The sequence below is a fragment of the Salmonella sp. SG203 genome (genome assembly GCF_013350575.1).
In the GTDB taxonomy this organism is placed as follows: Bacteria; Pseudomonadota; Gammaproteobacteria; order Enterobacterales; family Enterobacteriaceae; genus Salmonella; species Salmonella enterica.
In genome coordinates this window covers 1-24,023 of record NZ_SNMT01000022.1, presented here as the reverse complement: position 1 = coordinate 24,023, position 24,023 = coordinate 1, and the positions used below count along the sequence as shown (strand labels likewise).

Sequence of the window (24,023 nt, the reverse complement as noted above, 5' to 3'; positions counted from 1 at the left end):
TTCGCCTCCCGGCAGTGCTCGAAATGCTCACGTACTTCGTGTACGCTCCGCTTTCTGCGCGCTGGCGGTAGACGAACTGGCTGCGACACACACGCCCCTGGACGAATGTACTAATATATGTCACTGACGCGCCTTTTAATCAAAGACTTCCGCAACATAGAAAATGCGGATCTCGCTTTATCCCCCGGCTTTAACTTCCTGGTTGGCGCCAACGGCAGCGGCAAAACCAGCGTGCTGGAAGCTATCTATACGCTTGGCCATGGTCGGGCGTTTCGCAGTTTGCAGCCTGGCCGCGTGATTCGTCATGAGCAGGAAGCGTTTGTTCTTCACGGGCGATTACAGGGCGAAGAGCGTGAGACGTCGATTGGCTTAACCAAAGATAAGCAGGGCGACAGCAAGGTCCGTATCGACGGTACCGACGGTCACAAGATCGCGGAGCTGGCGCATTTAATGCCGATGCAGTTGATTACGCCGGAGGGGTTTACTTTACTCAACGGCGGCCCCAAATACAGAAGAGCGTTCCTTGACTGGGGATGCTTTCACAACGAAGCCGGATTCTTCACCGCCTGGAGCAACCTGAAACGATTGCTGAAACAGCGTAATGCCGCGCTGCGCCAGGTGAGTCGTTATGAGCAATTGCGCCCGTGGGATAAAGAGCTGATTCCGCTGGCGGAACAAATTAGTACCTGGCGGGCGGAGTACAGTAGCGCTATCGCACAGGACATGGCGGATACCTGTCAGCAGTTTTTACCTGAATTTTCCCTGACGTTCTCTTTCCAGCGCGGCTGGGAGAAAGAGACAGACTATGCGGACGTGCTGGAGCGAAGCTTTGAGCGTGACCGTATGTTGACCTACACCGCGCACGGGCCGCATAAAGCGGACTTTCGCATTCGCGCTGACGGCGCGCCGGTGGAAGATACCCTGTCGCGCGGTCAGCTAAAGTTGTTGATGTGCGCCTTACGTCTGGCGCAGGGCGAGTTCCTTACCCGCGAAAGCGGGCAGCGCTGCCTGTACCTGATAGATGATTTTGCCTCTGAACTTGACGATGCGCGTCGCGGACTGCTGGCCAGCCGCTTAAAAGCCACGCAATCGCAGGTCTTTGTCAGCGCAATTAGCGCTGAACACGTTATAGACATGTCGGATGAAAATTCGAAGATGTTTACCGTGGAAAAGGGTAAAATAACGGATTAACCCAAGATTAAATGAGCGAGAAACGTTGATGTCGAATTCTTATGACTCCTCCAGTATCAAAGTCCTGAAAGGGCTGGATGCGGTGCGTAAGCGCCCGGGTATGTATATCGGCGACACGGATGACGGCACCGGTCTGCACCACATGGTATTCGAGGTGGTAGATAACGCTATCGACGAAGCGCTCGCGGGTCACTGTAAAGATATCGTCGTGACTATTCACGCCGATAACTCCGTGTCCGTAACGGATGATGGCCGTGGCATTCCGACCGGTATTCACCCGGAAGAAGGCGTCTCGGCGGCGGAAGTGATCATGACCGTTCTGCACGCGGGCGGTAAATTTGACGATAACTCCTATAAAGTCTCCGGCGGTCTGCACGGCGTGGGCGTCTCGGTAGTCAACGCTCTGTCGCAAAAACTGGAACTGGTTATCCAGCGAGATGGCAAAATTCACCGTCAGATCTACGAGCACGGCGTGCCGCAGGCACCCCTGGCCGTCACTGGCGATACCGATAAAACCGGCACGATGGTACGTTTCTGGCCGAGCCACGAAACCTTCACTAACGTCACTGAATTTGAATATGAGATCCTGGCGAAACGCCTGCGTGAACTGTCATTCCTGAACTCTGGCGTTTCCATCCGTCTGCGCGACAAGCGTGACGGCAAAGAAGATCATTTCCACTACGAAGGCGGCATCAAGGCGTTTGTTGAATATCTCAACAAAAACAAAACGCCGATCCACCCGAATATCTTCTACTTCTCCACCGAAAAAGACGGTATCGGCGTCGAAGTAGCGCTGCAGTGGAACGATGGTTTCCAGGAAAACATCTACTGCTTTACCAACAACATTCCGCAGCGCGACGGCGGTACTCACCTGGCAGGCTTCCGTGCGGCGATGACCCGTACGCTGAACGCCTACATGGACAAAGAAGGCTACAGCAAAAAAGCCAAAGTCAGCGCCACCGGCGACGATGCCCGTGAAGGTCTGATTGCGGTGGTTTCCGTAAAAGTACCGGATCCGAAATTCTCCTCACAGACCAAAGATAAGCTGGTCTCTTCCGAGGTGAAATCGGCGGTGGAACAGCAGATGAACGAACTGCTGAGCGAATACCTGCTGGAAAACCCATCTGACGCGAAAATTGTCGTCGGCAAAATTATCGACGCCGCGCGTGCGCGTGAAGCGGCGCGTCGCGCCCGTGAAATGACCCGTCGTAAAGGCGCGCTGGATTTAGCCGGTCTGCCGGGCAAACTGGCGGACTGCCAGGAACGCGACCCGGCGCTGTCCGAACTCTACCTGGTGGAAGGGGACTCCGCGGGCGGCTCTGCGAAGCAGGGGCGTAACCGCAAGAACCAGGCGATTCTGCCGCTGAAAGGTAAAATCCTCAACGTCGAGAAAGCGCGCTTCGACAAGATGCTCTCCTCTCAGGAAGTGGCGACGCTGATCACCGCGCTGGGCTGCGGTATCGGTCGCGACGAGTACAACCCGGACAAGCTGCGCTATCACAGCATCATCATCATGACCGATGCGGACGTCGACGGCTCGCACATCCGTACGCTGCTGTTGACCTTCTTCTATCGTCAGATGCCGGAAATCGTCGAGCGCGGCCACGTCTACATTGCGCAGCCGCCGCTGTACAAAGTCAAGAAAGGCAAGCAGGAACAGTACATTAAAGACGACGAAGCGATGGATCAGTACCAGATTTCCATCGCGCTTGACGGTGCGACTCTGCACGCGAACGCCCATGCGCCGGCGCTATCCGGCGAAGCGTTAGAAAAACTGGTCTCTGAATATAACGCCACGCAGAAAATGATTGGTCGTATGGAGCGTCGCTTCCCGAAAGCGCTGCTCAAAGAGCTGGTGTATCAGCCAACTCTGACCGAAGCCGATCTTTCTGATGAGCAGACTGTAACGCGCTGGGTGAATGCGCTGATTACCGAGCTGAACGAGAAAGAGCAGCACGGCAGTCAGTGGAAGTTCGATGTTCATACTAATACGGAACAGAATCTGTTCGAGCCGATCGTTCGCGTGCGTACGCATGGCGTGGATACCGATTATCCGTTGGATCACGAGTTTGTGACCGGCGCGGAATATCGTCGTATCTGCACGCTGGGCGAGAAGCTGCGCGGTCTGATTGAAGAGGACGCGTTTATCGAACGCGGCGAGCGTCGCCAGCCGGTAACCAGCTTCGAGCAGGCGCTGGAGTGGCTGGTGAAAGAATCACGTCGCGGTCTGGCTATCCAGCGTTATAAAGGTCTGGGTGAAATGAACCCGGATCAGCTGTGGGAAACCACCATGGACCCGGAAAGCCGCCGTATGCTGCGTGTGACCGTCAAAGATGCGATTGCTGCCGACCAGCTGTTCACTACGCTGATGGGTGATGCCGTTGAGCCGCGTCGTGCCTTTATCGAAGAGAACGCCCTGAAAGCGGCGAACATCGATATTTAACCTGCCTTAATCCCCGGCCCGCCGCTGGCTGGCCGGGGCATCATGATGTTCATCCATATATCTGAATAGAAACTCTTTAAAGCGCTGCGTGGCGGGCGTTTGCGCGCGCCACGCATGGTAATACACGTTCATATTGCGCCGCAGCGGAGGCGTGAGCGAACAGGTCGCTAATTGGTAGCTTTTGGCGTAATGGCGGGAAAAGGTTCCGGCGATCACCACGCCTTCACACTGCGCCGCCAGCGACATGGCGGTCGCCATATGTTCCACCGTCATTTTGGGCTTAATGCGCACGCCAGCGGTCGCGGAGATCATCGGAATGGATTCGTTGCCTACGGCAATCAGCTCTTCGCTCTGAATCTCTTCCCAACGCACCGTTTTTTTATGCAGCCGATAGTCCGGATGGCAGTACAGGGCGATTTCCGTTGTAAACAGGGTTTGTTTGTCGATTTCTGGTTCCAGCGGCCGCTCCGGGCCGATACCGAAATCCGCTTCCCCCAGCATAATGCTTTTTTGCAGTTGAGACATAGGCTTATCGATTAACTGTACATGGGTATGCGGATGCTGCCGCTTAAAGGCGTGGATAATTTGCGGTAGAAAAGCACAGGCGATCAGCGGCGCGCCGACCACCCGCACCAGGGATTTTTTGATCTCTTTCAGGTCGCGGGCATAATTTTCGGCCCGTTGAAACTCTTCAACAACCCGTATGGCGGCGGGTAAAAACTTTTCGCCGTCGGGCGATAGCTTCACCACGCGCGAAGTGCGGTCGAAAAGGGAAACCTCCATCTGGCTTTCCATTTCGTTGATTAAACCGCTAACAGCTCCCTGCGTGATGCAAAGATATTTGCTGGCGGCGGTAAAACTACGCAAATCCGCGACGGCCAGAAACGCGCGAAATTGCCGGATAGTTAAATTCATTTGCCACCTGTGTTACCCCTCTACTGAGAGGATTTTATCTCAGGCTGGATAAGGTCGCGTTGATACGACTCGCAAATACAGGGGGTCTGCCTGCGCCGCAGGCAGACAGTTAGTTTATTTTACGGTGATGGTTGGTGATTTTTTCATGGTTTCTTCGGTCAGTTCCTGGCCAATGCCGGGAAGCTCCGGGACTTCGTACATGCCGTTTTTCGGCAGGTAGTTGTACTTACAGGTTTGCGTATTCGGCTCCAGCAGCGCATACCGGTGCAGTTCGTGGATGACGAAGTTCGGGATCGCGGTTTCCATATGCAGCGCCACTGCTGTGGAAATCGGCCCGCCGCAAACGTGGATTTGCACCGTTTTGTCATAAACATGCGCCATATCGCAGATTTTCTTCACTTCGGTGATGCCGCCGCAGGTGCAAATATCTGGCTGAATAACGCTCAGGCTGCCGTTTTCCAGGAAAGGACGGTATCCCCAGCGCCAGTAAATGCGTTCGCCAGCCGCCAGTGGAATATTGACCTTATCGGCAACCTGCTTCATCTGCGCGGGGTTCAACGGCATGACCGGCTCTTCGTAGTAGAAGATGCCCAGTTCTTCGATCATGCGGCCAAACTGAATCGCCGAGGTGGTATCCGTAAAGGCATGCATTTCGGCGATGATATCCACATCCGGGCCGACTGCATCGCGAATGGCGGCCATACGGTCGTAGCCCAGACGCAGGATTTTATCGGTGAGAGGCCCGTTGAGGTTTTGCTGGTTCCAGTTGCCGTGGCGATCCATTGCGACGGTATCCACTTTTATCGCGTCATAGCCTTCGCTGACGGCGGTCAGCGCCGCCTGTGCATACTGCTCCGGCTCGGTCAGCATATCTTTATCGCTGCCGTCCCCCCAACCAAACTGTAGCTGACTGGCGTAGGTTCTGATTTTCTCGCGGCTTTTGCCGCCAAGCATTTTATACAGCGGTACGCCCCACGCTTTGCCTTTGATATCCCACAGCGCGATATCGATGCCGCTCATCGCCGCGGAAAAAATGCCGCCGCCGCCCTGCCCCCAGAAGGTTTTTTTGAGCATCTTTTCCCAGATAGCTTCGTTATTCATCGGGTCCATGCCGATGATAATGGCGGCTAAATCTTTTGCCATGCCGATGCCCGCAGAGGCGCCGACGCCGTAAGCCAGCCCGACTTCGCCAAAACCGGAAATGCCCTCGTCGGTATTAATTTTTACCACCACCGGACGCCATTTGCTGGTGGCGGACGCAAAATCATTAGCAACATCAATAATATCAATGCTGGTAATTTTCATCATTTACTCCTTGTGATTAATATTTTTTAATCGTTAAAACGAATGCAGATACCACGGCGATAGCGCTGATGAAAACCAGACATAATAAGCCGCCGGTATAGGTTCCTGTAATAGAGATAAATAAACCGATAAATACTGGTGATAATGATGACAGGCCGTTCGCGACGCCGTTCATTACGCCGCTGGCGGCGGAAATAGATTTTCCGGACACCATCCCTTGTAATAATGTCCACGCAACAGGCGTACCCATCGTGCAAAAAGCGACGGCGAAAGAGAGTAGTACCGCTGACATATATTTGTGTTCGGTTATTGTGCCGAAATAGATACTGATACCGGCGAAAAACATTAACACCATTAATATGGGGGCGCTGCGTCCTATTTTATCGACGAAGACGCCCGCGGCGGCTTTGGAAAATATCGACAAGACAAACGGCAGCGACGCCAGCCAGCCCATTTCTGCCCAGCTAAATCCTCTGGCTGATTTAAGATAGGTTGGCAGCCAGGTAATCATCCCCCAGTACAGGCATTGCAGACACAGGTACCACAGCACCAGCAACCAGTAGCAATAGTTGGTAATCACCGGTTTTACCCGCAACATAAAACTTTCGCTGCTGCTTGCGCTTTCCGTTTCCTGCCCGGCTTTGATATAAGCCAGTTCCTGCTCGCTGATACCTTTAAGTTGTTCTGGTTTATCAGCAACATATCGCCATAGCAGCCAGAGTGGAATTAACCCGAGAGCGGCGCATAAAAAGAAGTTGGAACGCCAGCCGTGGGTGCCTATCCACCAGGTGAAAAAAGGCATCGCAATGGCGGGCGCGACCGACTGGCCGACGATCCACGCTGCGTTTGCCCGGCCACGCTCCTGCTTCGGAAACCAGTTTTTAATAAATACGCTTTGCAGCGGATAATAAAAACCCTCTCCGATACCCAGTAATATGCGGCAAATAATAATTAATGCAAACGATGTCGCAACTCCGCCAATAATTAAGGCGATGGTCCAGATTAGGATACAAAGCATCATCGCTTTTCTCGGACCAAGGTAGTCGCCAAGTGGTGATAATACAACATTAGCGATACCATAAGCGGCCAGAAAAACGGTCATCATCATGCCAATTTGCAATGGCATACCTTCAATACCCATATAGGCTAAGAAGGGTTCGTTTGCGGCTAATACCGAAACATTAACGCGGTCGAGATAGGCAATGAATATTCCAATAAATAAACAGGCAACGATTAAAAATCTTTTCCTGCCAGGCGGGGCGGTAAGGGCCATCGACATTTGGCGATCTCCTTTAATTAAATTAACATCATTTTTGTTTATTTTTACAATAGGGTGATTTATGACCAGGGTAACAATATCGATGAGATTAGAAAAACGGTATTTTCTGTTTGATTAATGAGGTTATCTAATAAATGTGAGTATTCACTGCACAAAACTCGCCTTCTGTACTGAGCAAAAGAGGAAGGTTTGTCTTATTCTTTAGCCTCGTTTATCCCTGACTCTTTTGCTGTTTTTTGAGCGGAATCGCGTTAGCATGAGTCAGGACTCATTTAATGCGGGGATTTCATGGCTATTAAACTCATTGCTATCGACATGGATGGCACCCTTTTGCTGCCCGATCACACCATTTCTCCGGCGGTTAAAAACGCGATTGCCGCTGCGCGTGAAAAAGGGGTAAACGTGGTGCTGACCACAGGCCGTCCGTATGCGGGTGTGCACAGCTATCTGAAAGAACTTCATATGGAACAACCCGGCGACTACTGCATCACCTACAACGGGGCGCTGGTGCAGAAAGCAGGGGATGGCAGTACGGTGGCGCAAACAGCGCTCAGCTATGATGACTACCGTTATCTGGAAAAACTATCCCGTGAGGTGGGTTCTCACTTCCACGCATTAGACCGAAATACGCTTTATACCGCTAACCGCGATATCAGCTACTACACGGTGCATGAGTCGTATGTGGCGACCATTCCGCTGGTATTTTGTGAAGCGGAGAAGATGGACCCGAACACCCAGTTCCTGAAAGTTATGATGATCGATGAGCCTGCCGTTCTCGACCGAGCGATTGCGCGTATACCGGCAGAGGTGAAGGAAAAGTATACCGTGCTGAAAAGTGCGCCGTACTTCCTTGAAATCCTCGATAAACGGGTTAATAAAGGCACCGGCGTAAAATCACTGGCCGAGGCGCTGGGTATTAAGCCAGAGGAGGTGATGGCGATTGGCGATCAGGAAAACGACATTGCGATGATCGAATACGCCGGCATGGGCGTGGCAATGGACAACGCCATTCCGTCGGTCAAAGAGGTGGCTAACTTTGTGACTAAATCGAACCTTGAAGATGGTGTTGCCTGGGCGATTGAAAAATTTGTGCTGAACCCCGATCACTCATCCGGCCATTTTCCCGCCCGATAAGGCATAGTCGCCATCGGGCAAATACGCGCTTAACGACCCGCACTTGCTGCGGGTTTTTTTATGTCTTTCGTTTACGTCTTATAACGTTCTCATAACCAATTGTCGTTTTTGTGATCTAAATTGTAGTACAACATAATTCTGTTGTACTACATTAATGGCATGATAACGACGGTTGATATCACGCTAGTACTACAAAATTGCGGCGTAATTCAGCTATCGCGGTAAAGTAAGAGAGTTCACATCGAGCACAAGGACTCTCTATGACTCTCAATAAAACCGATCGCATCGTTATCACGCTGGGCAAACAGATTGTCAGCGGTAAATACGTACCCGGTTCGGCGCTGCCAGCGGAAGCGGATCTGTGCGAGGAGTTTGAAACGTCGCGCAACATCATTCGCGAAGTGTTTCGTTCGCTTATGGCGAAGCGGCTAATTGAAATGAAGCGCTATCGCGGCGCGTTTATCGCACCGCGTAACCAGTGGAATTATCTCGATACCGACGTGCTGCAATGGGTGCTGGAAAATGACTACGACCCGAGGCTTATCAGCGCGATGAGCGAAATACGAAACCTGGTGGAGCCAGCAATAGCACGCTGGGCGGCGGAACGGGCAACATCAAGCGATCTGGCTGAAATTGAGTCGGCGCTAAACGACATGATTGCCAACAACCAGGACCGGGAAGCGTTTAACGAGGCGGATATTCGCTATCACGAAGCAGTGTTGCAGTCGGTGCATAACCCGGTACTGCAACAGTTAAATGTAGCGATCAGCTCGCTACAGCGAGCGGTATTTGAACGGACCTGGATGGGCGATGCGGCCAACATGCCGAAAACGCTCCAGGAACATAAGGCGCTATTCGATGCGATACGGCATCAGGATGGCGATGCGGCAGAGCAGGCGGCATTAACCATGATCGCCAGCTCGACACGAAGGTTAAAGGAAATCACATGACAGCTCGCTACATCGCAATTGACTGGGGATCGACCAATCTGCGCGCCTGGCTTTACCAGGGCGACAAATGCCTGGAGAGCAGGCAATCAGAAGCAGGCGTTACACGCCTGAACGGTAAATCTCCTGACGCGGTGTTAGCAGAAGTCACAACACACTGGCGCGACAGCGCCACCCCCGTGGTAATGGCGGGCATGATCGGCAGTAACGTAGGCTGGCAAAATGCGCCTTATCTGCCGGTTCCCGCCCTGTTCTCCGCTATTGGCGAACAGTTAACCGCCGTTGGCGACAACATCTGGATCATCCCCGGATTGTGTGTCTCACGCGAGGATAACCACAACGTGATGCGCGGCGAAGAGACGCAACTGCTTGGCGCCCGCGAACTTTCTCCTTCTTCTGTCTATGTCATGCCCGGCACGCATTGCAAATGGGTACAGACTGATACGCAACAAATTCATGATTTTCGTACTGTGATGACAGGCGAACTCCATCACTTGTTGCTGCGTCACTCGCTGGTCGGGGCTGGTTTGCCGGAACAGGAAGCTTCTGGCGACGCCTATGCCGCGGGGCTGGAGCGCGGTCTTAATTCTCCTGCCGTCCTGCCTTCTCTTTTTGAGGTTCGCGCCTCGCACGTGTTGGGGCATCTTGCGCGTGAGCAGGTCAGCGACTTCCTCTCCGGCCTGTTGATTGGCGCGGAAGTCGCCAGCATGAGCGAATCCTTCGCGGCGCAACAGGCTATCACTCTCGTCGCTGGACCCGCGCTGATCTCACGTTACCAACAGGCGTTTAGTGCTATTGGGCGTGATGTTTCAACCGTGGATGGCGATATGGCATTTCAGGCTGGAATAAGGAGCATCGCTCATGCAGTGGCAAACTAATCTCCCTCTCATCGCTATCTTACGCGGTATTACGCCCGATGATGCCCTGGCGCACGTTGGCGCGGTGGTGGATGCGGGATTTGACGCTATAGAAATTCCGCTTAACTCCCCACAGTGGGAAAAAAGCATTTCTTCCGTGGTGAAGGCGTATGGCGGCAGGGCGCTTATTGGCGCTGGTACCGTACTGAAACCGGAACAGGTAGACCAGCTTGCCGGGATGGGCTGCAAGCTGATCGTCACGCCGAATATCCAACCGGAGGTGATCCGCCGGGCGGTGAGCTATGGCATGACCGTGTGTCCGGGCTGCGCCACGGCAACGGAAGCCTTTTCTGCGCTGGATGCAGGCGCACAGGCGTTAAAAATTTTCCCGTCGTCGGCGTTTGGTCCGGGCTACATCAGCGCGCTGAAAGCGGTACTTCCGCCGGATGTTCCGCTATTTGCCGTCGGCGGCGTGACGCCGGAAAACCTGGCGCAATGGATTAAAGCAGGCTGTGTGGGCGCGGGACTGGGTAGCGATCTCTATCGCGCCGGGCAATCCGTTGAACGCACCGCGCAGCAGGCTGCGGCATTTGTTAATGCGTATCGAGAGGCAGTGAAATGAAAATAACTCACATCACCACGTACCGTTTACCTCCACGTTGGATGTTCCTGAAAATCGAAACGGATGAAGGCGTGGTTGGCTGGGGAGAGCCGGTCATTGAAGGTCGGGCACGTACTGTAGAGGCGGCAGTACATGAGTTTGCCGACTACCTGATAGGGAAAGATCCGGCGCGTATCAACGACCTGTGGCAGGTAATGTACCGGGCCGGTTTTTATCGCGGCGGCCCGATTATGATGAGCGCCATCGCCGGTATTGACCAGGCATTGTGGGATATCAAAGGCAAGGTGTTGAATGCGCCGGTCTGGCAGCTCATGGGCGGCCTGGTGCGCGACAAAATCAAGGCCTATAGCTGGGTGGGTGGCGATCGTCCGGCAGACGTCATTGACGGTATTGAAAAATTGCGCGGTATTGGTTTTGACACCTTCAAGCTGAACGGCTGTGAAGAGATGGGCGTGATTGATAATTCCCGTGCGGTGGATGCGGCGGTCAATACCGTGGCGCAAATCCGTGAAGCTTTCGGCAGTGAAATTGAGTTTGGGCTCGACTTCCACGGTCGCGTTAGCGCGCCGATGGCGAAGGTACTGATTAAAGAACTGGAACCCTATCGCCCGCTGTTTATTGAAGAGCCGGTGCTGGCGGAACAGGCGGAATATTATCCACGCCTGGCGGCGCAAACGCATATTCCGATTGCCGCAGGCGAGCGTATGTTCTCGCGTTTTGAATTTAAACGCGTGCTGGACGCGGGCGGGTTGGGGATTCTACAGCCGGATTTATCCCACGCGGGCGGCATTACCGAATGCTATAAAATCGCCGGAATGGCGGAAGCATATGACGTGGCGCTGGCGCCGCATTGCCCGCTGGGTCCAATCGCCCTGGCTGCCTGCCTGCATATCGATTTTGTTTCGCGCAACGCGGTATTCCAGGAGCAGAGCATGGGCATTCACTATAACAAGGGCGCGGAACTACTCGACTTTGTGAAAAACAAAGAAGACTTCAGCATGGACGGCGGCTTCTTTAAACCCTTAACCAAACCGGGTCTTGGCGTAGACATTGACGAGGCCAGGGTGATTGAACTTAGCAAAAGCGCGCCGGACTGGCGTAATCCGTTGTGGCGGCACGCTGACGGATCGGTAGCCGAGTGGTGATCGCCACGCAGTAGGCTCAACAAACGTCGCCCTCCGGGCAACCCAATTTAAATATAAAAACACACCCTCTGTAATTTACAGGGCATGGTGAGCGGCCTCGCTATGCCCAGAATCTGGAGACAGATGACGATGGATATTTCAGTTACAGCAGCACAGCCGGGGCGTCGCCGCTATCTGACGCTGGTGATGATCTTTATTACCGTGGTGATTTGCTACGTCGATCGCGCCAACCTTGCCGTGGCTTCCATGCATATTCAAAAAGAATTCGGCATTACCAAAGCGGAAATGGGCTATGTCTTCTCCGCTTTTGCCTGGCTCTATACGTTATGCCAGATCCCTGGCGGCTGGTTTCTCGACCGTATTGGGTCCCGGCTGACCTATTTTATCGCTATCTTCGGCTGGTCAGTCGCGACGCTATTGCAGGGGTTTGCGACGGGACTATTGTCGCTTATCGGCCTGCGCGCTATTACCGGGATTTTCGAGGCGCCGGCCTTTCCGGCAAATAACCGGATGGTCACTAGCTGGTTTCCGGAGCATGAGCGCGCATCCGCAGTCGGGTTCTACACCTCCGGACAGTTCGTCGGACTGGCATTCCTTACGCCGCTGCTGATCTGGATTCAGGAAATGCTGAGCTGGCACTGGGTCTTTATCGTCACCGGCGGTATCGGGATTATCTGGTCATTGGTCTGGTTTAAGGTTTATCAACCGCCGCGTTTGACGAAAAGCCTTAGCCAGGCGGAGCTGGAGTATATTCGCGATGGCGGCGGTCTGGTGGATGGCGATGCGCCAGCGAAAAAAGAGGCCCGCCAGCCGTTGACGAAAGCCGACTGGAAACTGGTGTTCCATCGTAAGCTGGTGGGCGTCTACCTCGGTCAGTTCGCCGTAAACTCTACGCTATGGTTCTTTCTGACCTGGTTCCCTAATTATCTGACCCAGGAAAAAGGCATTACCGCGCTAAAAGCGGGCTTTATGACGACCGTACCGTTCCTGGCTGCCTTTTTTGGCGTACTGCTCTCCGGCTGGCTGGCGGATAAACTGGTGAAAAAAGGCTTCTCGCTGGGCGTGGCGCGCAAAACGCCGATTATTTGCGGTTTGCTCATCTCCACGTGCATTATGGGCGCTAACTACACTAACGATCCGTTGTGGATTATGGCATTGATGGCGATAGCTTTCTTCGGCAATGGATTTGCGTCCATTACCTGGTCGTTAATCTCTTTCCTTGCGCCGATGCGGTTGATTGGCCTTACCGGCGGTATGTTTAACTTTATCGGTGGGTTGGGCGGGATTAGCGTACCGTTAGTGATTGGTTATCTGGCGCAAAGCTACGGTTTTGCTCCGGCGCTGGTCTATATCTCCGTTGTGGCCCTGCTGGGTGCGCTGTCTTACATCCTGTTAGTGGGCGATGTGAAACGCGTCGGATAAGTTGGCCGTGGCGAGCCGGAAGCTATTATGGCGAAGGATGACCGGCTATCCATGCGTCGAGCGCCGTCACTCCCTGCGTCACGATAGTTTTAATATCTATATCGCTAAGCGGTTGCAATTCCAGCTCCCGACAGGCTTCGGTTGCCTGCGTCATCCCCAGGCTGGCGCAGCCGCTTTTTAATTTATGCGCCAGCCGCTTAATGTTAACGTCGTCATTCATGGCGCGCGCCGCCTCGATCTCCTCGACTAAAGGCAGCGCGCTGTCTTTGAATAAGGCGACCCATTGCCGGAGTTTTTCCGGGCCGACAGACGCCATATCGCCGGCAAGCTGATGTTCATTCAACATCACCCGCGCGTTGTGAGATTTGCCCTGTAAATAGTGCGCTATCATGCGGTAAAGCTCCTCGCGGGGAACGGGTTTTTGAATAATCCCGCAGAAAAGACCGGCGGTACGCTGACGAAGATTATCGTCTATCACATGCGCGCTAAAACCAATGCGTTTCATGGCGGGATACAGGCTCATCAACTGCTGCGCCAGGGTTAAGCCGTCATAATCCGGTAAATCAAAATCCACCAGCGCGACATCAAAGGACTCGCCTTCGGCTAAACAGCGTAGCGCGTCATTCGCGCTTTCAGCTACTGAGACTTTCACCCCTTTACCCGTGAGCATTTCAGCGGTAATACGCTGCGTCAGCATATTATCTTCAATCAGCAACAAGCGTAGTCCGTTAAGATTTATCGGTTCCCTGAACGCACTTTTACTTGCGGGTTTGGAGTGGCAAACCGGCAGTTGTAAACGAAAACAACTGCCAACATGAAGCGTACTGGTGACGGTTAGCGTCCCGCCCATCGCCTCTGCCAGGCTGGCGCTGATAGCCAGCCCCAGGCCCGTCCCGCCCCGGCGTCCAGTCGCCTGCACAAACGGTTTGAAAATAGCCGTCAGCTTTGCTTCAGGGATACCGCATCCGGTATCTTCAACCTCAATAAACCAGCTCTGATCGTCGCAAAACGTGCGCAGCACTATGCTGCCGCGATCGGTAAATTTCGCCGCATTACTTAAAAGATTAATCACAATTTGACGTATCCGGCGCGGATCGCCTTGTAGCGTGGAAGGGAGTTGCTCGCTAAAGTCGGCGATGAGCGCCACCTGCACGCGGCTGTGCATTAAATGCAGCGCGCTATTCAACAATTGTCGCGGTTCAAACGGCTCCTCGCTAATAGAAACGTTGGTGCCGCCTACTTCAATCGCCGAGTAATCAAGAATATCGTTAAGAATCGCCAGTAGCGATTCGCCTGAATCATTAATGGCCTGTAAGTCGTCGCGGTAGTTTGCCATGAGCGGTTTATCGGCCAGCAATTGTACCGTACCGAGAATGCCGTAAAGCGGCGTGCGAATTTCATGGCTCATGGCGGCAAGGAACGTCGATTTCGCCTCGTTGGCCTTTTCCGCTTCGGCGCGCGCCTGCCGGTGTTCCAGCACCAGCGCATGAAGCTCCGCCGTTTGCGAACGCACCTGTTCCGCCAAATCCTCACGATGGCGGTTTAATTTGCGCACGTTGGCGCGAAACGCTTCCATCAGACGGCTGATGGTATCCAGTTCGCTGACGCCAGCCGCCTCCGGAAACGGTGAGTCAATATCGCCCTCCAGTAACCGCTGTAAGGCCTGCGTTTGCTGCGCCAGCGGGCGGGATACGGAACGGTAAACCACTCGCCAAAGAATAAAACTTAATGAGCACAGCGCCAGGATGCCTAAGATCACTAACCCTATTTGCCCACGCTGACTGGCGTGTGTAAGACGCGCTAACCCAGCCTCGTTTCGTTTTTCGATGGCATTCACCAACTGCGACACTTCCGTACTGAAGCGGGTAAACTGAAAGAGGTTATTGGCCATGAGCGTTTGAAGCTGGTCGCGGATGGCGTTTTCCTTACGAAACAGGGTAACCAGTGTGGTGTACTGATTTATTTTCTCCAGCGCGTCGGCGATTTGGGCGCGAACGGTAGGATCTTCTATACGCTGCTGGCGGCGGGATAAAATTTTAACCAACTGATTAAGTTTTTCATCGGTTTCCTCGGCATCGCTCAGCCCTTGCGCGTCTTTTAAGGTCACAATGAGTTGCTTAAACCGCAGGGCATTGACCCGCAACTCATTCATCTGATTCACATACTCAAGGTCGATATCAATCAGCCGGTCAAGCGCGCGTTCAGCCTGGTCCCCTTTACCGCTTTCGATAAGATCGTAAATACCGGCCTGGGTGGCGCCCGCAGATGTCGCTGCATTATTGGCCTGACCGTGAGCCTGGGCGGCAATGCTTTCCGCCGCCTCCGCAATCTGGCGGCTTAACTGCTGTTGCTGTGCGCGCAGCGTGAGAATTTCACCGACCAGCGTTCCCTGCTGCCCAAGCGTTTGCGCAATCTCTTTTTCTTGCCGGGCGATGGCCGAGGTATTAAATCCCTGCTCGCTTAATGCCTGCAAAAGATGGTTAATTTTAAGGCTTTGCGCTTTCAGCATCTTCCCCTGCGCCAGCCAAACGCCCTCGCTGTCGGCATTGGTCAGATTTTGCGCGGAAAAGAGCTCATAAGCGCTGGCTTCGCTTAACTGCCTGGCCATATTCATCGTGGGGAGCAGCGCTTGCGTATTGGTTTGCTCCACCTGACTAATGACGCGCAGGCTTATCCAGCCGATCACGGTGCTGAGCAGGGTGAGTGCCGCCATCAGGGCGAAGGCCAGCCATAATCTGCGGGTCAGTGAAGGCGTTGACATTTATGCGCCGCGGGTGAAATGGGTTGAGTTGCCGCCGGAAAAACCATTAGGATAAAACCTTGTTGCTGGTGGGGCTATCATGCGCGCGCTTATTTCGTTCTTTTTTTTGATAATCATCGTCTCGAATGTAGAAACGGCGTCAGCCGAAACCGGACTGCTACACTGGACGCGCGCCGATCGGGCGATTCCCTGGCGGCAAACGTCAGTCAATGCGAGTAAACCCTGGAAACTGTGCGCATTATACCCCAGCCTGAAAGATTCTTACTGGTTGTCCGTCAACTACGGGATGCAAAAAGCGGCCAAATTGTATGGCGTTGATTTAAAAGTGCTGGAAGCGAATGGCTATCGGCAACTGGCGACGCAACAACAGCAAATGACGCAGTGCCGGGAGTGGGGCGCCGACGCTATTCTGCTTGGCAGCAGTACCGATCGTTTCCCGGAACTGGAACGGTATGCCGGTAATGTGCCGGTTATTGAACTGGTGAACATGATTCACGATGCCAGCGTCGCAACCCGCATTGGTCTGCCGTGGTTTCAGATGGGGTATCTGCCGGGACGTTTCCTGGTGCAGTGGCGCAAAGGAAAAACGCTTAACGTTTTACTCTTCCCGGGGCCGGAAGAAGCCGGCGGCAGTCAGGAGATGGTGGCGGGTTTTCGTCAGGCAATTAAAGGCAGCGCCATCAACATTGTGGATATCGCCTGGGGCGATAACGACATTGAAGTGCAGCGAAACTTACTCCAGGAAATGCTGGAACGCCATCCGGACGCCAATGTGGTCGCCGGGTCGGCGATAGCGGCGGAGGCGGCGATGGGCGAAGGGCGAAATTTGACGACTCCGCTCACGATCGTCTCATTTTATCTGACGCATCAGGTTTATCGCGGTTTAAAACGCGGCCATATCCTGATGGCGCTCAGCGATCAGATGGCCTGGCAGGGAGAATTAGCGATAACGCAGTCGATTAAGGTCTTACAGGGGCAACCGGTGCCTGAAAATATCAGCCCGCCGGTGCTTATTTTGACGCATAACAACGCCGACAGCGCGCGCGTTCGCCGTTCGCTATCGCCTCCGGGATTTCGGCCCGTCTATCTGTATCAATACACCTCCGAGGCTAAAAAGTAGCCTTCGCCATGCTGTGTGACCAGCAGTTCCGGCGTAATTTTATGGCGTAAGCGGCGAACCAGGACATCAATCGTGCGGAGATCCGGAGTCTCTACGCGGCGGGCGGAAAGCATTCGCAGCAGGCGTTCACGATGCAGCACTTTGCCTGGGTTGGTCACAAAGGCCAGCAGCAGCTCGTACTCCGCGCGCGTAAGCTTAATGGCTTCACCGTTATGCTCCAGCGTGTGATTCATCACGTTCAGGCAGTAGCCGGAAAACATATAGCAGTTTTCACTGGCATTTTGCGGCGTGGGGCGGGCCAGATCGATACGCCACAAAAGATTTTTTACCCGCACTACCAGCTCGCGCAGTTCCAGCGGCTTGGTGACGTAGTCGTCCGCGCCCATCTCCAGTCCGACGATGCGGTCGATTTGGTCGCAACGCCCCGTCACCAGAATAATGCCCACCGTGGAACGTTCGCGTAGCGCCCTGGTCAGCATCAACCCGTTTTCGTCGGGGAGGTTGATATCCAGCAGGATCAGCGAAACGTGCTCATGCTCCATGATGTCGCGCAGGCCCGCGCCGCTGTCGGTCACCGAAACGCGATATCCCTCCTGCTCAAAATAGGCCTGTAATCTGGCCTGAGTAACAGGTTCATCCTCAACAATAACAATGTGATGTGACATCCTGCGCGCGGTCTCTTTCTGTTCATATCTGTTCATATATTGCCGTATCCCGTTCATCCTGACCAGTGACGCTGTTCATATTTGCGGAATAAGATCTGCGCATTAAACCATATAATTACAGGGGCTATTATGCGAAAACTCTGGAGAGCGCTACTCAGGCCAAGCGCCCGTTGGTCGATACTGGCGCTGGTCATTGTCGGGATTGTGATCGGCGTTGCGCTGATCGTGTTACCTCACGTCGGTATCAAACTGACCAGTACAACAGAGTTTTGCGTCAGCTGCCATAGTATGCAGCCGGTGTATCAGGAATATAAACAGTCCGTACATTTCCAGAACGCTTCCGGCGTACGCGCGGAATGCCACGATTGCCATATCCCCCCTGATATTCCAGGCATGGTGAAACGTAAGCTGGAAGCCAGCAACGATCTTTACCAGACATTTATCGCCCACTCGATTGATACCCCGGAAAAATTTGAAGCCAAACGCGCCGAGCTTGCCGAGCGTGAATGGGCGCGCATGAAAGAGAATAACTCCGCGACCTGTCGTTCCTGCCATAACTACGATGCGATGGATCACGCGAAACAGAACCCGGAAGCGGCGCGGCAAATGAAAATCGCCGCGAAAGAAAATCAGTCCTGCATCGACTGTCATAAAGGGATTGCCCACCAGCTACCGGATATGAGCAGCGGATTCCGCAAACAGTTTGATGAACTGCGCGCCAGCGCCAGTACGCATAATGACGGCGATACGCTCTATTCGCTGGATATCAAGCCGATTTACGCCGCTAAAGGCGATAAAGAACCGGCAGGTTCGCTGTTACCTGCTTCTGAAGTGAAAGTCCTTAAACGGGACGGTGACTGGCTGCAAGTGCAAATCGAAGGCTGGACGGAGACGGACGGTCGCCAGCGCGTGCTGACGCAGCTGCCCGGTAAACGTATTTTTGTCGCCTCGATTCGCGGCGATGTGCAACAGCATGTGAAAACGCTGGAAGAGACCACCGTCGCGGCGACCAATACTCAGTGGAGCAAATTACAGGCAACCGCGTGGATGCAAAAAGGTGACATGGTAAATGACATTAAACCGATTTGGGCCTATGCCGACTCCCTCTATAACGGCACCTGTAATCAGTGTCACGGCGCGCCGGACAAAGCGCACTTTGACGCTAACGGCTGGATCGGCACGCTCAACGGCATGATCGGTTTCACCAGTCTGGATAAGCGTGAAGAACGTACCTTGTTGAAATATCTCCAGATGAATGCGTCTGATACCACCAACACGCCGCACAGCGATAAGGGAGAACACAATGAAAAATAAGGACACGCTACACGTCTCTCGTCGACGTTTTCTGGCGCAGCTTGGCGGTTTGACGGTGGCAGGAATGCTGGGGCCGTCACTGCTGACGCCCCGTAGCGCCCGCGCAGCGGATGCCGCTGCGCCAGGCGCCGCGACGAAAGAGGGTATCCTGACCGGTTCTCACTGGGGGGCGATTCGCGCCACGGTGGTTGACGGTCGATTTGTGGCGGCAAAACCGTTTGAACAGGATAAATACCCGTCCAAAATGATCGCCGGTCTGCCCGATCACGTCCACAACGCGGCGCGTATCCGTTATCCGATGGTGCGTGTCGACTGGATGCGCAAAGGTCATCAAAGCGACACCTCGCAGCGCGGCGATAATCGTTTTGTGCGCGTCTCCTGGGATGAAGCGCTGGATCTGTTCTATCAGGAACTGGAGCGGGTGCAAAAAACCTACGGGCCGAGCGCGCTACTGACGGCGAGCGGTTGGCAATCTACCGGCATGTTCCATAACGCCTCCGGGATGCTGGCGCGCGCGATTGCGCTACATGGCAATAGCGTTAGCACGGGAGGGGACTATTCGACCGGCGCGGCGCAGGTGATTCTGCCGCGCGTGGTGGGTTCAATGGAAGTGTACGAGCAGCAAACGTCATGGCCTCTGGTTTTACAGAACAGTAAAACGATTGTGCTATGGGGTTCTGATATGGTGAAAAACCAGCAGGCAAACTGGTGGTGCCCGGATCACGATGTCTATCAGTACTATGAACAATTAAAAGAGAAGGTTGCCAGCGGCGCTATCTCGGTCATCAGCATCGACCCGGTCGTCACCTCCACGCACGATTATCTGGGGCGCGATAAGGTCAAACATATCGCCATTAACCCGCAGACGGATGTCCCGTTACAACTGGCGCTGGCGCATACCCTGTACAGCGAGAAACTGTACGATAAAAATTTCCTCGATAACTACTGCGTCGGTTTTGACCAGTTCCTCCCCTATTTGCTGGGCGAGAAAGATGGACAGCCCAAAGATGCCGCCTGGGCGGAAAAACTGTGCGGTATTGACGCCGACACCATCCGCGCGTTGGCGCGGCAGATGGCGGGCGACAGAACGCAAATCATCGCTGGCTGGTGCGTACAACGTATGCAGCATGGCGAACAGTGGTCATGGATGGTCGTCGTGCTGGCGGCAATGCTGGGACAGATTGGTTTACCGGGCGGCGGCTTTGGTTTTGGCTGGCATTACAACGGCGCCGGGACGCCTGGCCGTAAAGGGATCATTTTAAGCGGCTTTTCCGGTTCGACGACCGTTCCGCCAGTGCACGACAGCACGGATTACAAAGGCTACAGCAGCACCATTCCTATTGCGCGTTTTATGGATGCCATTCTTGAACCGGGCAAGGTCATTAACTGGAACGGCAAATCGGTTAAATTACCGCCGCTGAAGATGTGCGTGTTCGCCGGGACTAACCCGTTCCACCGACACCAACAAATTAACCGCATAATTGAAGGCTGGCGCAAGCTGGAAACGGTCATCGCTATTGATAACCAGTGGACGTCGACCTGCCGCTTTGCGGATATCGTTTTGCCGGCTACCACCCAATTTGAGCGTAACGACCTCGATCAGTTCGGCAACCACTCTAACCGCGGCATTATCGCCATGAAACAGGTGGTGTCGCCGCAGTTTGAAGCGCGTAACGACTTTGATATTTTCCGCGATCTCTGCCGACGCTTTAACCGTGAAGCGGCATTTACGGAAGGCCTTGATGAAATGGGCTGGCTGAAACGCATCTGGCAGGAAGGGAGCCAGCAGGGAAAAGGTCGCGGTATCCACTTACCGACTTTCGAGGTGTTCTGGAATCAACAGGAGTACATCGAGTTTGATCATCCGCAGATGTTTGTACGCCATCAGGCTTTCCGTGAAGATCCGGACCTGGAGCCGTTGGGCACGCCAAGCGGTTTGATCGAGATTTACTCCAAAACCATCGCCGACATGCAATACGACGATTGTCAGGGCCATCCCATGTGGTTCGAAAAAATCGAACGCTCGCATGGCGGGCCGGGATCGCAGCGCTGGCCGCTGCACTTACAATCCGTCCACCCTGATTTCCGTCTGCATTCCCAACTGTGCGAGTCGGAAACGCTGCGTCAGCAATATGCCGTTGGCGGCAAGGAGCCGGTCTTTATTAACCCACAGGATGCCAGCGCGCGCGGGATCCGCAACGGTGACATCGTGCGGGTATTCAATGCACGCGGGCAGGTACTGGCGGGAGCGGTAGTTTCCGATCGCTATGCGCCGGGCGTGGCGCGAATTCATGAAGGCGCCTGGTACGATCCTGATAAAGGCGGCGATCTCAACGCGTTATGTAAGTACGGCAACCCTAACGTATTAACGCTGGATATCGGTACATCACAGCTCGCGCAGGCGACCAGCGCGCATACGACGCTGGTGGAAATTGAAAAATATACCGGCCCTATGGATAACGTCACGGCGTTTAACGGTCCGGTCGAGATGGTCGCGCAGTGTGAATATGTACCCGCATCGCAGGGGAATCCGCATGATTAAGCAGCCAGCGCTTGCTCAGGAACAGTACGCCTGCGTATATGCATGGCTGGCGTTACTCTTTTTCCGGGAAGTGGATGATGAAGGGTTAATACAATTACAGTCCGCGGAGATCGCGGACTGGCTGGCGCTGTTAAAGCGTCAGCCCGCGCTGGCGGCGTCGGTGGCGTTACTCGAACAAAAAATTGCCGCACTTAGCCTGCGCCAGGATGCGCAGCTGGAGCTGGCCGCAGATTTTTGCGGATTGTTCCTGATGACGGATAAAAAATCGGCGTTGCCCTACGCCTCGCAATACCCGCAGCAGGAACCCGGCATGATTAAACATTTATTGCTTGAAGCCGGGATGGAAGTCAACGACGATTTTAAAGAGCCGACCGACCACCTGGCGATTTATCTGGAATTACTCAGCCATTTACATTTTTCATTGGGTGAATCGTTCCAACAACGGAGAATGAATAAATTACGCCAGAAAACATTGTCGTCATTACTGGAATGGCTTCCGGAATTTACAAATAATTGCCTTAAGCATGATCCCTATGGCTTTTATGCTGCGTTAAGTCAATTATTGTTGGCTATCGTTCGTTTTGATGACGGAAAAGAGGATTTATCCATTGTTGCTGCTGAATAAACCCTGTGACGGACATCGCAAAATAAATCTTACGATAGTCGGGGGTTATCATATCTATAGGTTTAGCCAATTGTAATTATTGATACCAATCAATATCCATGATGGGTTTGTATTTAGTATTGACGGGCCTCATGAGTAAAAAAATAAAATTTAATTAATCATGCCGCAATACCCCATAAGGATAGTGATATGAAAAAAATTACCCTCTATGCGACAACGGTTATCACCGTTGGGCTGTTATGTTATTTAGGTTTGTCCGGGTATGTATGGTATTACGACAAACAGCGCAGTAAAAAAAGCGATGTGCAGGCCTCGGTTGTGGGTGAAAATAATAAAATACTGGGTTATTTCAGGGAGAAAGGATGTGATTATTGTCATACGCCTTCCGCTGAATTGCCTTTTTATTCCTCTTTTCCGGTGGCAAAGCAGCTAATGGATTACGATATCCAGCTCGGTTACAAGTCGTTTAACCTGGAGGCGGTACGGGCCGCCCTGATTGCGGATACGCCGGTGCCGCAAAGCGAACTGAATAAAATTGAATGGGTTATGCAACATCAGACTATGCCGCCAACCCGCTATGTCGCGCTGCACTGGGCGGGGGGCGTCAGCGATAAAGAGCGTACTGACATCCTGAACTGGATAGCCGATCAGCGTGAGCGCAACTATGCCAGCGCCGATACCGACCCCGCGCACCGGAATGAACCCGTTCAGCCTATTCCGCGCAATATTCCCGTCGATGCGAAAAAAGTCGACTTAGGTTTCCGGCTTTATCATGATGAACGTTTATCCGGCGACAGCACAATATCCTGTGCGCATTGTCACGCGTTAAATGCGGGCGGTGTCGATGGCAGAAAAACCTCAATTGGCGTTGGCGGCGCGGTAGGACCAATAAATGCGCCGACGGTATTCAACTCAGTATTTAATATCGAACAATTTTGGGATGGTCGTGCTGCAACCCTGCAGGAGCAAGCAGGCGGACCACCGTTAAATCCTATTGAAATGGCCTCTAAATCCTGGGATGAAATTATTAGCAAGCTTGATAAAGATCCTGTCCTGAAAAAAGATTTCCAGGCGGTTTATCCGCAAGGATTTACCGGGGAAAATATTACTGATGCGATCGCCGAATTTGAAAAAACGTTGATAACGCCGGACTCCGCCTTTGATAAATGGCTACGTGGAGATGAAAATGCGCTGACCGCGCAACAGAAACACGGTTATCAATTATTTAAAGAAAATAAATGTGCAACCTGTCACGGCGGTATCATTTTAGGCGGGCGCTCTTTTGAACCATTGGGATTAAAGCGAGACTTTAATTTTGGCGAAATTACCGCAGCGGATATTGGTCGTATGAACGTCACCAAAGAGGTTCGCGATAAATTACGGCAAAAGGTCCCGGGCTTACGCAACGTCGCGTTAACAGCGCCTTATTTCCATCGGGGCGACGTACCGACGCTGGATGGCGCGGTAAAACTGATGCTGCGTTACCAGGTTGGCACCGATCTGCCGCAAAACGATATTGACGATATCGTCGCCTTCCTGGAAAGCCTGACCGGTGTTTATACGCCATATCAACCTGAATATGCGCAATGACAATGATGCTTGAAGCCAGAGATCTGCACTGCGAACGGGACGAGAGGACGCTGTTTCGCGGGCTGTCGTTCACCGTGGACGCCGGGGAGTGGGTGCAGGTCACCGGCGGCAACGGCGCCGGAAAAACCACCCTGCTGCGCCTGCTG

General features: G+C 53.4%; 19 protein-coding genes. 14 read left to right on the top strand and 5 right to left on the bottom strand.

The annotated features are described in order from the left end of the window. The first annotated feature begins 117 nt into the window (after positions 1-117). Together recF and gyrB are read left to right on the top strand one after the other, a co-directional pair. Positions 118-1,191, top strand: a complete 1,074-nt coding sequence (gene recF, locus HV477_RS22315; protein WP_079899296.1) for a DNA replication/repair protein RecF — start codon at positions 118-120, stop codon at positions 1,189-1,191. 28 nt (positions 1,192-1,219) lie between these two features. Beyond that, positions 1,220-3,634, top strand: a complete 2,415-nt coding sequence (gyrB, locus tag HV477_RS22310) for a DNA topoisomerase (ATP-hydrolyzing) subunit B (RefSeq protein WP_000072047.1) — start codon at positions 1,220-1,222, stop codon at positions 3,632-3,634. A 6-nt stretch (positions 3,635-3,640) separates the two neighbouring features. Here gyrB and HV477_RS22305 read toward each other — a convergent pair whose 3' ends face one another. The 3 genes from HV477_RS22305 to HV477_RS22295 form a co-directional block, all read right to left on the bottom strand. Further along, the gene (locus HV477_RS22305; protein ID WP_079899297.1) at positions 3,641-4,549 is read right to left on the bottom strand and encodes a LysR family transcriptional regulator; all 909 of its coding nucleotides are present in this window, start codon (positions 4,547-4,549) and stop codon (positions 3,641-3,643) included. A 114-nt stretch (positions 4,550-4,663) separates the two neighbouring features. Beyond that, entirely contained in the window at positions 4,664-5,857 is a 1,194-nt protein-coding gene (locus tag HV477_RS22300) for a mandelate racemase/muconate lactonizing enzyme family protein (RefSeq protein WP_000975829.1), read from the bottom strand. Positions 5,858-5,870: 13 nt separating this feature from the next. After that, on the bottom strand, positions 5,871-7,133 hold the full coding sequence (locus HV477_RS22295) for an MFS transporter (RefSeq protein WP_000061246.1): 1,263 nt from the start codon (positions 7,131-7,133) through the stop codon (positions 5,871-5,873). 288 nt (positions 7,134-7,421) lie between these two features. Between HV477_RS22295 and yidA the strand changes: the two genes are divergently transcribed. The 6 genes from yidA (at position 7,422) to HV477_RS22265 (ending at position 13,260) form a co-directional block, all read left to right on the top strand. Then, on the top strand, positions 7,422-8,267 hold the full coding sequence (gene yidA / locus HV477_RS22290) for a sugar-phosphatase (protein WP_000985570.1): 846 nt from the start codon (positions 7,422-7,424) through the stop codon (positions 8,265-8,267). Positions 8,268-8,527: 260 nt separating this feature from the next. Further along, a complete protein-coding gene (gene dgoR, locus HV477_RS22285; RefSeq protein WP_000174317.1) occupies positions 8,528-9,217 on the top strand; it encodes a D-galactonate utilization transcriptional regulator DgoR in 690 nt (229 codons plus the stop codon). Then, positions 9,214-10,092, top strand: a complete 879-nt coding sequence (locus HV477_RS22280; protein ID WP_000127130.1) for a 2-dehydro-3-deoxygalactonokinase — start codon at positions 9,214-9,216, stop codon at positions 10,090-10,092. The genes dgoR and HV477_RS22280 overlap by 4 nt, the downstream gene beginning before the upstream one ends. Next, positions 10,076-10,693 carry a 2-dehydro-3-deoxy-6-phosphogalactonate aldolase gene (locus HV477_RS22275; RefSeq protein ID WP_001198742.1) on the top strand — a complete coding sequence of 206 codons (618 nt, stop codon included), beginning with the start codon at positions 10,076-10,078 and terminating at the stop codon, positions 10,691-10,693. The genes HV477_RS22280 and HV477_RS22275 overlap by 17 nt, the downstream gene beginning before the upstream one ends. Then, a complete protein-coding gene (gene dgoD / locus HV477_RS22270; protein WP_000704736.1) occupies positions 10,690-11,838 on the top strand; it encodes a galactonate dehydratase in 1,149 nt (382 codons plus the stop codon). Before HV477_RS22275 ends, dgoD begins: the two co-directional genes overlap by 4 nt. Before the next feature lie 84 nt (positions 11,839-11,922). After that, positions 11,923-13,260: an MFS transporter gene (locus tag HV477_RS22265; protein ID WP_175065397.1), complete on the top strand. Its 1,338-nt coding sequence runs from the start codon at positions 11,923-11,925 to the stop codon at positions 13,258-13,260. Positions 13,261-13,285: 25 nt separating this feature from the next. Here HV477_RS22265 and torS read toward each other — a convergent pair whose 3' ends face one another. Next, positions 13,286-16,021: a TMAO reductase system sensor histidine kinase/response regulator TorS gene (torS, locus tag HV477_RS22260; protein WP_079899298.1), complete on the bottom strand. Its 2,736-nt coding sequence runs from the start codon at positions 16,019-16,021 to the stop codon at positions 13,286-13,288. A 79-nt stretch (positions 16,022-16,100) separates the two neighbouring features. Between torS and torT the strand changes: the two genes are divergently transcribed. Beyond that, positions 16,101-17,141 carry a TMAO reductase system periplasmic protein TorT gene (torT, locus tag HV477_RS22255; protein ID WP_001202044.1) on the top strand — a complete coding sequence of 347 codons (1,041 nt, stop codon included), beginning with the start codon at positions 16,101-16,103 and terminating at the stop codon, positions 17,139-17,141. Here the strand turns inward: torT and torR are convergent. Beyond that, positions 17,114-17,806 (bottom strand): two-component system response regulator TorR, encoded by a 693-nt coding sequence (gene torR, locus HV477_RS22250; protein ID WP_001562512.1) that lies wholly within the window; start codon positions 17,804-17,806, stop codon positions 17,114-17,116. The two genes, torT and torR, sit on opposite strands and share 28 nt — an antisense overlap. A 129-nt stretch (positions 17,807-17,935) precedes the next feature. On the opposite strand from torR, the gene torC reads away from it, so the two are divergent. The 5 genes from torC to HV477_RS22225 form a co-directional block, all read left to right on the top strand. Next, complete coding sequence (gene torC, locus HV477_RS22245; RefSeq protein WP_001230254.1) at positions 17,936-19,120, top strand: pentaheme c-type cytochrome TorC; 1,185 nt, start codon at positions 17,936-17,938, stop codon at positions 19,118-19,120. Then, positions 19,110-21,662: a trimethylamine-N-oxide reductase TorA gene (torA, locus tag HV477_RS22240; protein WP_079899299.1), complete on the top strand. Its 2,553-nt coding sequence runs from the start codon at positions 19,110-19,112 to the stop codon at positions 21,660-21,662. The genes torC and torA overlap by 11 nt, the downstream gene beginning before the upstream one ends. Then, on the top strand, positions 21,655-22,287 hold the full coding sequence (torD, locus tag HV477_RS22235; protein ID WP_000595421.1) for a molecular chaperone TorD: 633 nt from the start codon (positions 21,655-21,657) through the stop codon (positions 22,285-22,287). Before torA ends, torD begins: the two co-directional genes overlap by 8 nt. A 189-nt stretch (positions 22,288-22,476) precedes the next feature. After that, positions 22,477-23,877, top strand: coding sequence for a cytochrome-c peroxidase (locus HV477_RS22230; RefSeq protein WP_000724476.1), 1,401 nt, complete (start codon positions 22,477-22,479; stop codon positions 23,875-23,877). Between the two features lie 5 nt (positions 23,878-23,882). Beyond that, positions 23,883-24,023, top strand: a 141-nt coding sequence (locus tag HV477_RS22225) for an ATP-binding cassette domain-containing protein (protein ID WP_133308259.1), incomplete at its 3' end; no start/stop codon positions are given.

Excerpts from the sequence above, each read along its gene's own strand:
- torA (WP_079899299.1), top strand. The coding sequence starts at position 19,110 with ATGAAAAATAAGGACACGCTACACGTCTCTCGTCGACGTTTTCTGGCG.
- HV477_RS22275 (WP_001198742.1), top strand. The coding sequence starts at position 10,076 with ATGCAGTGGCAAACTAATCTCCCTCTCATCGCTATCTTACGCGGTATT.
- HV477_RS22280 (WP_000127130.1), top strand. The coding sequence starts at position 9,214 with ATGACAGCTCGCTACATCGCAATTGACTGGGGATCGACCAATCTGCGC.
- dgoD (WP_000704736.1), top strand. The coding sequence starts at position 10,690 with ATGAAAATAACTCACATCACCACGTACCGTTTACCTCCACGTTGGATG.
- torT (WP_001202044.1), top strand. The coding sequence starts at position 16,101 with ATGCGCGCGCTTATTTCGTTCTTTTTTTTGATAATCATCGTCTCGAAT.
- HV477_RS22265 (WP_175065397.1), top strand. The coding sequence starts at position 11,923 with ATGGTGAGCGGCCTCGCTATGCCCAGAATCTGGAGACAGATGACGATG.
- yidA (WP_000985570.1), top strand. The coding sequence starts at position 7,422 with ATGGCTATTAAACTCATTGCTATCGACATGGATGGCACCCTTTTGCTG.
- HV477_RS22305 (WP_079899297.1), bottom strand. The coding sequence starts at position 4,549 with ATGAATTTAACTATCCGGCAATTTCGCGCGTTTCTGGCCGTCGCGGAT.
- HV477_RS22230 (WP_000724476.1), top strand. The coding sequence starts at position 22,477 with ATGAAAAAAATTACCCTCTATGCGACAACGGTTATCACCGTTGGGCTG.
- HV477_RS22300 (WP_000975829.1), bottom strand. The coding sequence starts at position 5,857 with ATGATGAAAATTACCAGCATTGATATTATTGATGTTGCTAATGATTTT.
- HV477_RS22295 (WP_000061246.1), bottom strand. The coding sequence starts at position 7,133 with ATGTCGATGGCCCTTACCGCCCCGCCTGGCAGGAAAAGATTTTTAATC.
- gyrB (WP_000072047.1), top strand. The coding sequence starts at position 1,220 with ATGTCGAATTCTTATGACTCCTCCAGTATCAAAGTCCTGAAAGGGCTG.
- torC (WP_001230254.1), top strand. The coding sequence starts at position 17,936 with ATGCGAAAACTCTGGAGAGCGCTACTCAGGCCAAGCGCCCGTTGGTCG.
- torS (WP_079899298.1), bottom strand. The coding sequence starts at position 16,021 with ATGTCAACGCCTTCACTGACCCGCAGATTATGGCTGGCCTTCGCCCTG.
- torR (WP_001562512.1), bottom strand. The coding sequence starts at position 17,806 with ATGTCACATCACATTGTTATTGTTGAGGATGAACCTGTTACTCAGGCC.
- torD (WP_000595421.1), top strand. The coding sequence starts at position 21,655 with ATGATTAAGCAGCCAGCGCTTGCTCAGGAACAGTACGCCTGCGTATAT.
- recF (WP_079899296.1), top strand. The coding sequence starts at position 118 with ATGTCACTGACGCGCCTTTTAATCAAAGACTTCCGCAACATAGAAAAT.
- dgoR (WP_000174317.1), top strand. The coding sequence starts at position 8,528 with ATGACTCTCAATAAAACCGATCGCATCGTTATCACGCTGGGCAAACAG.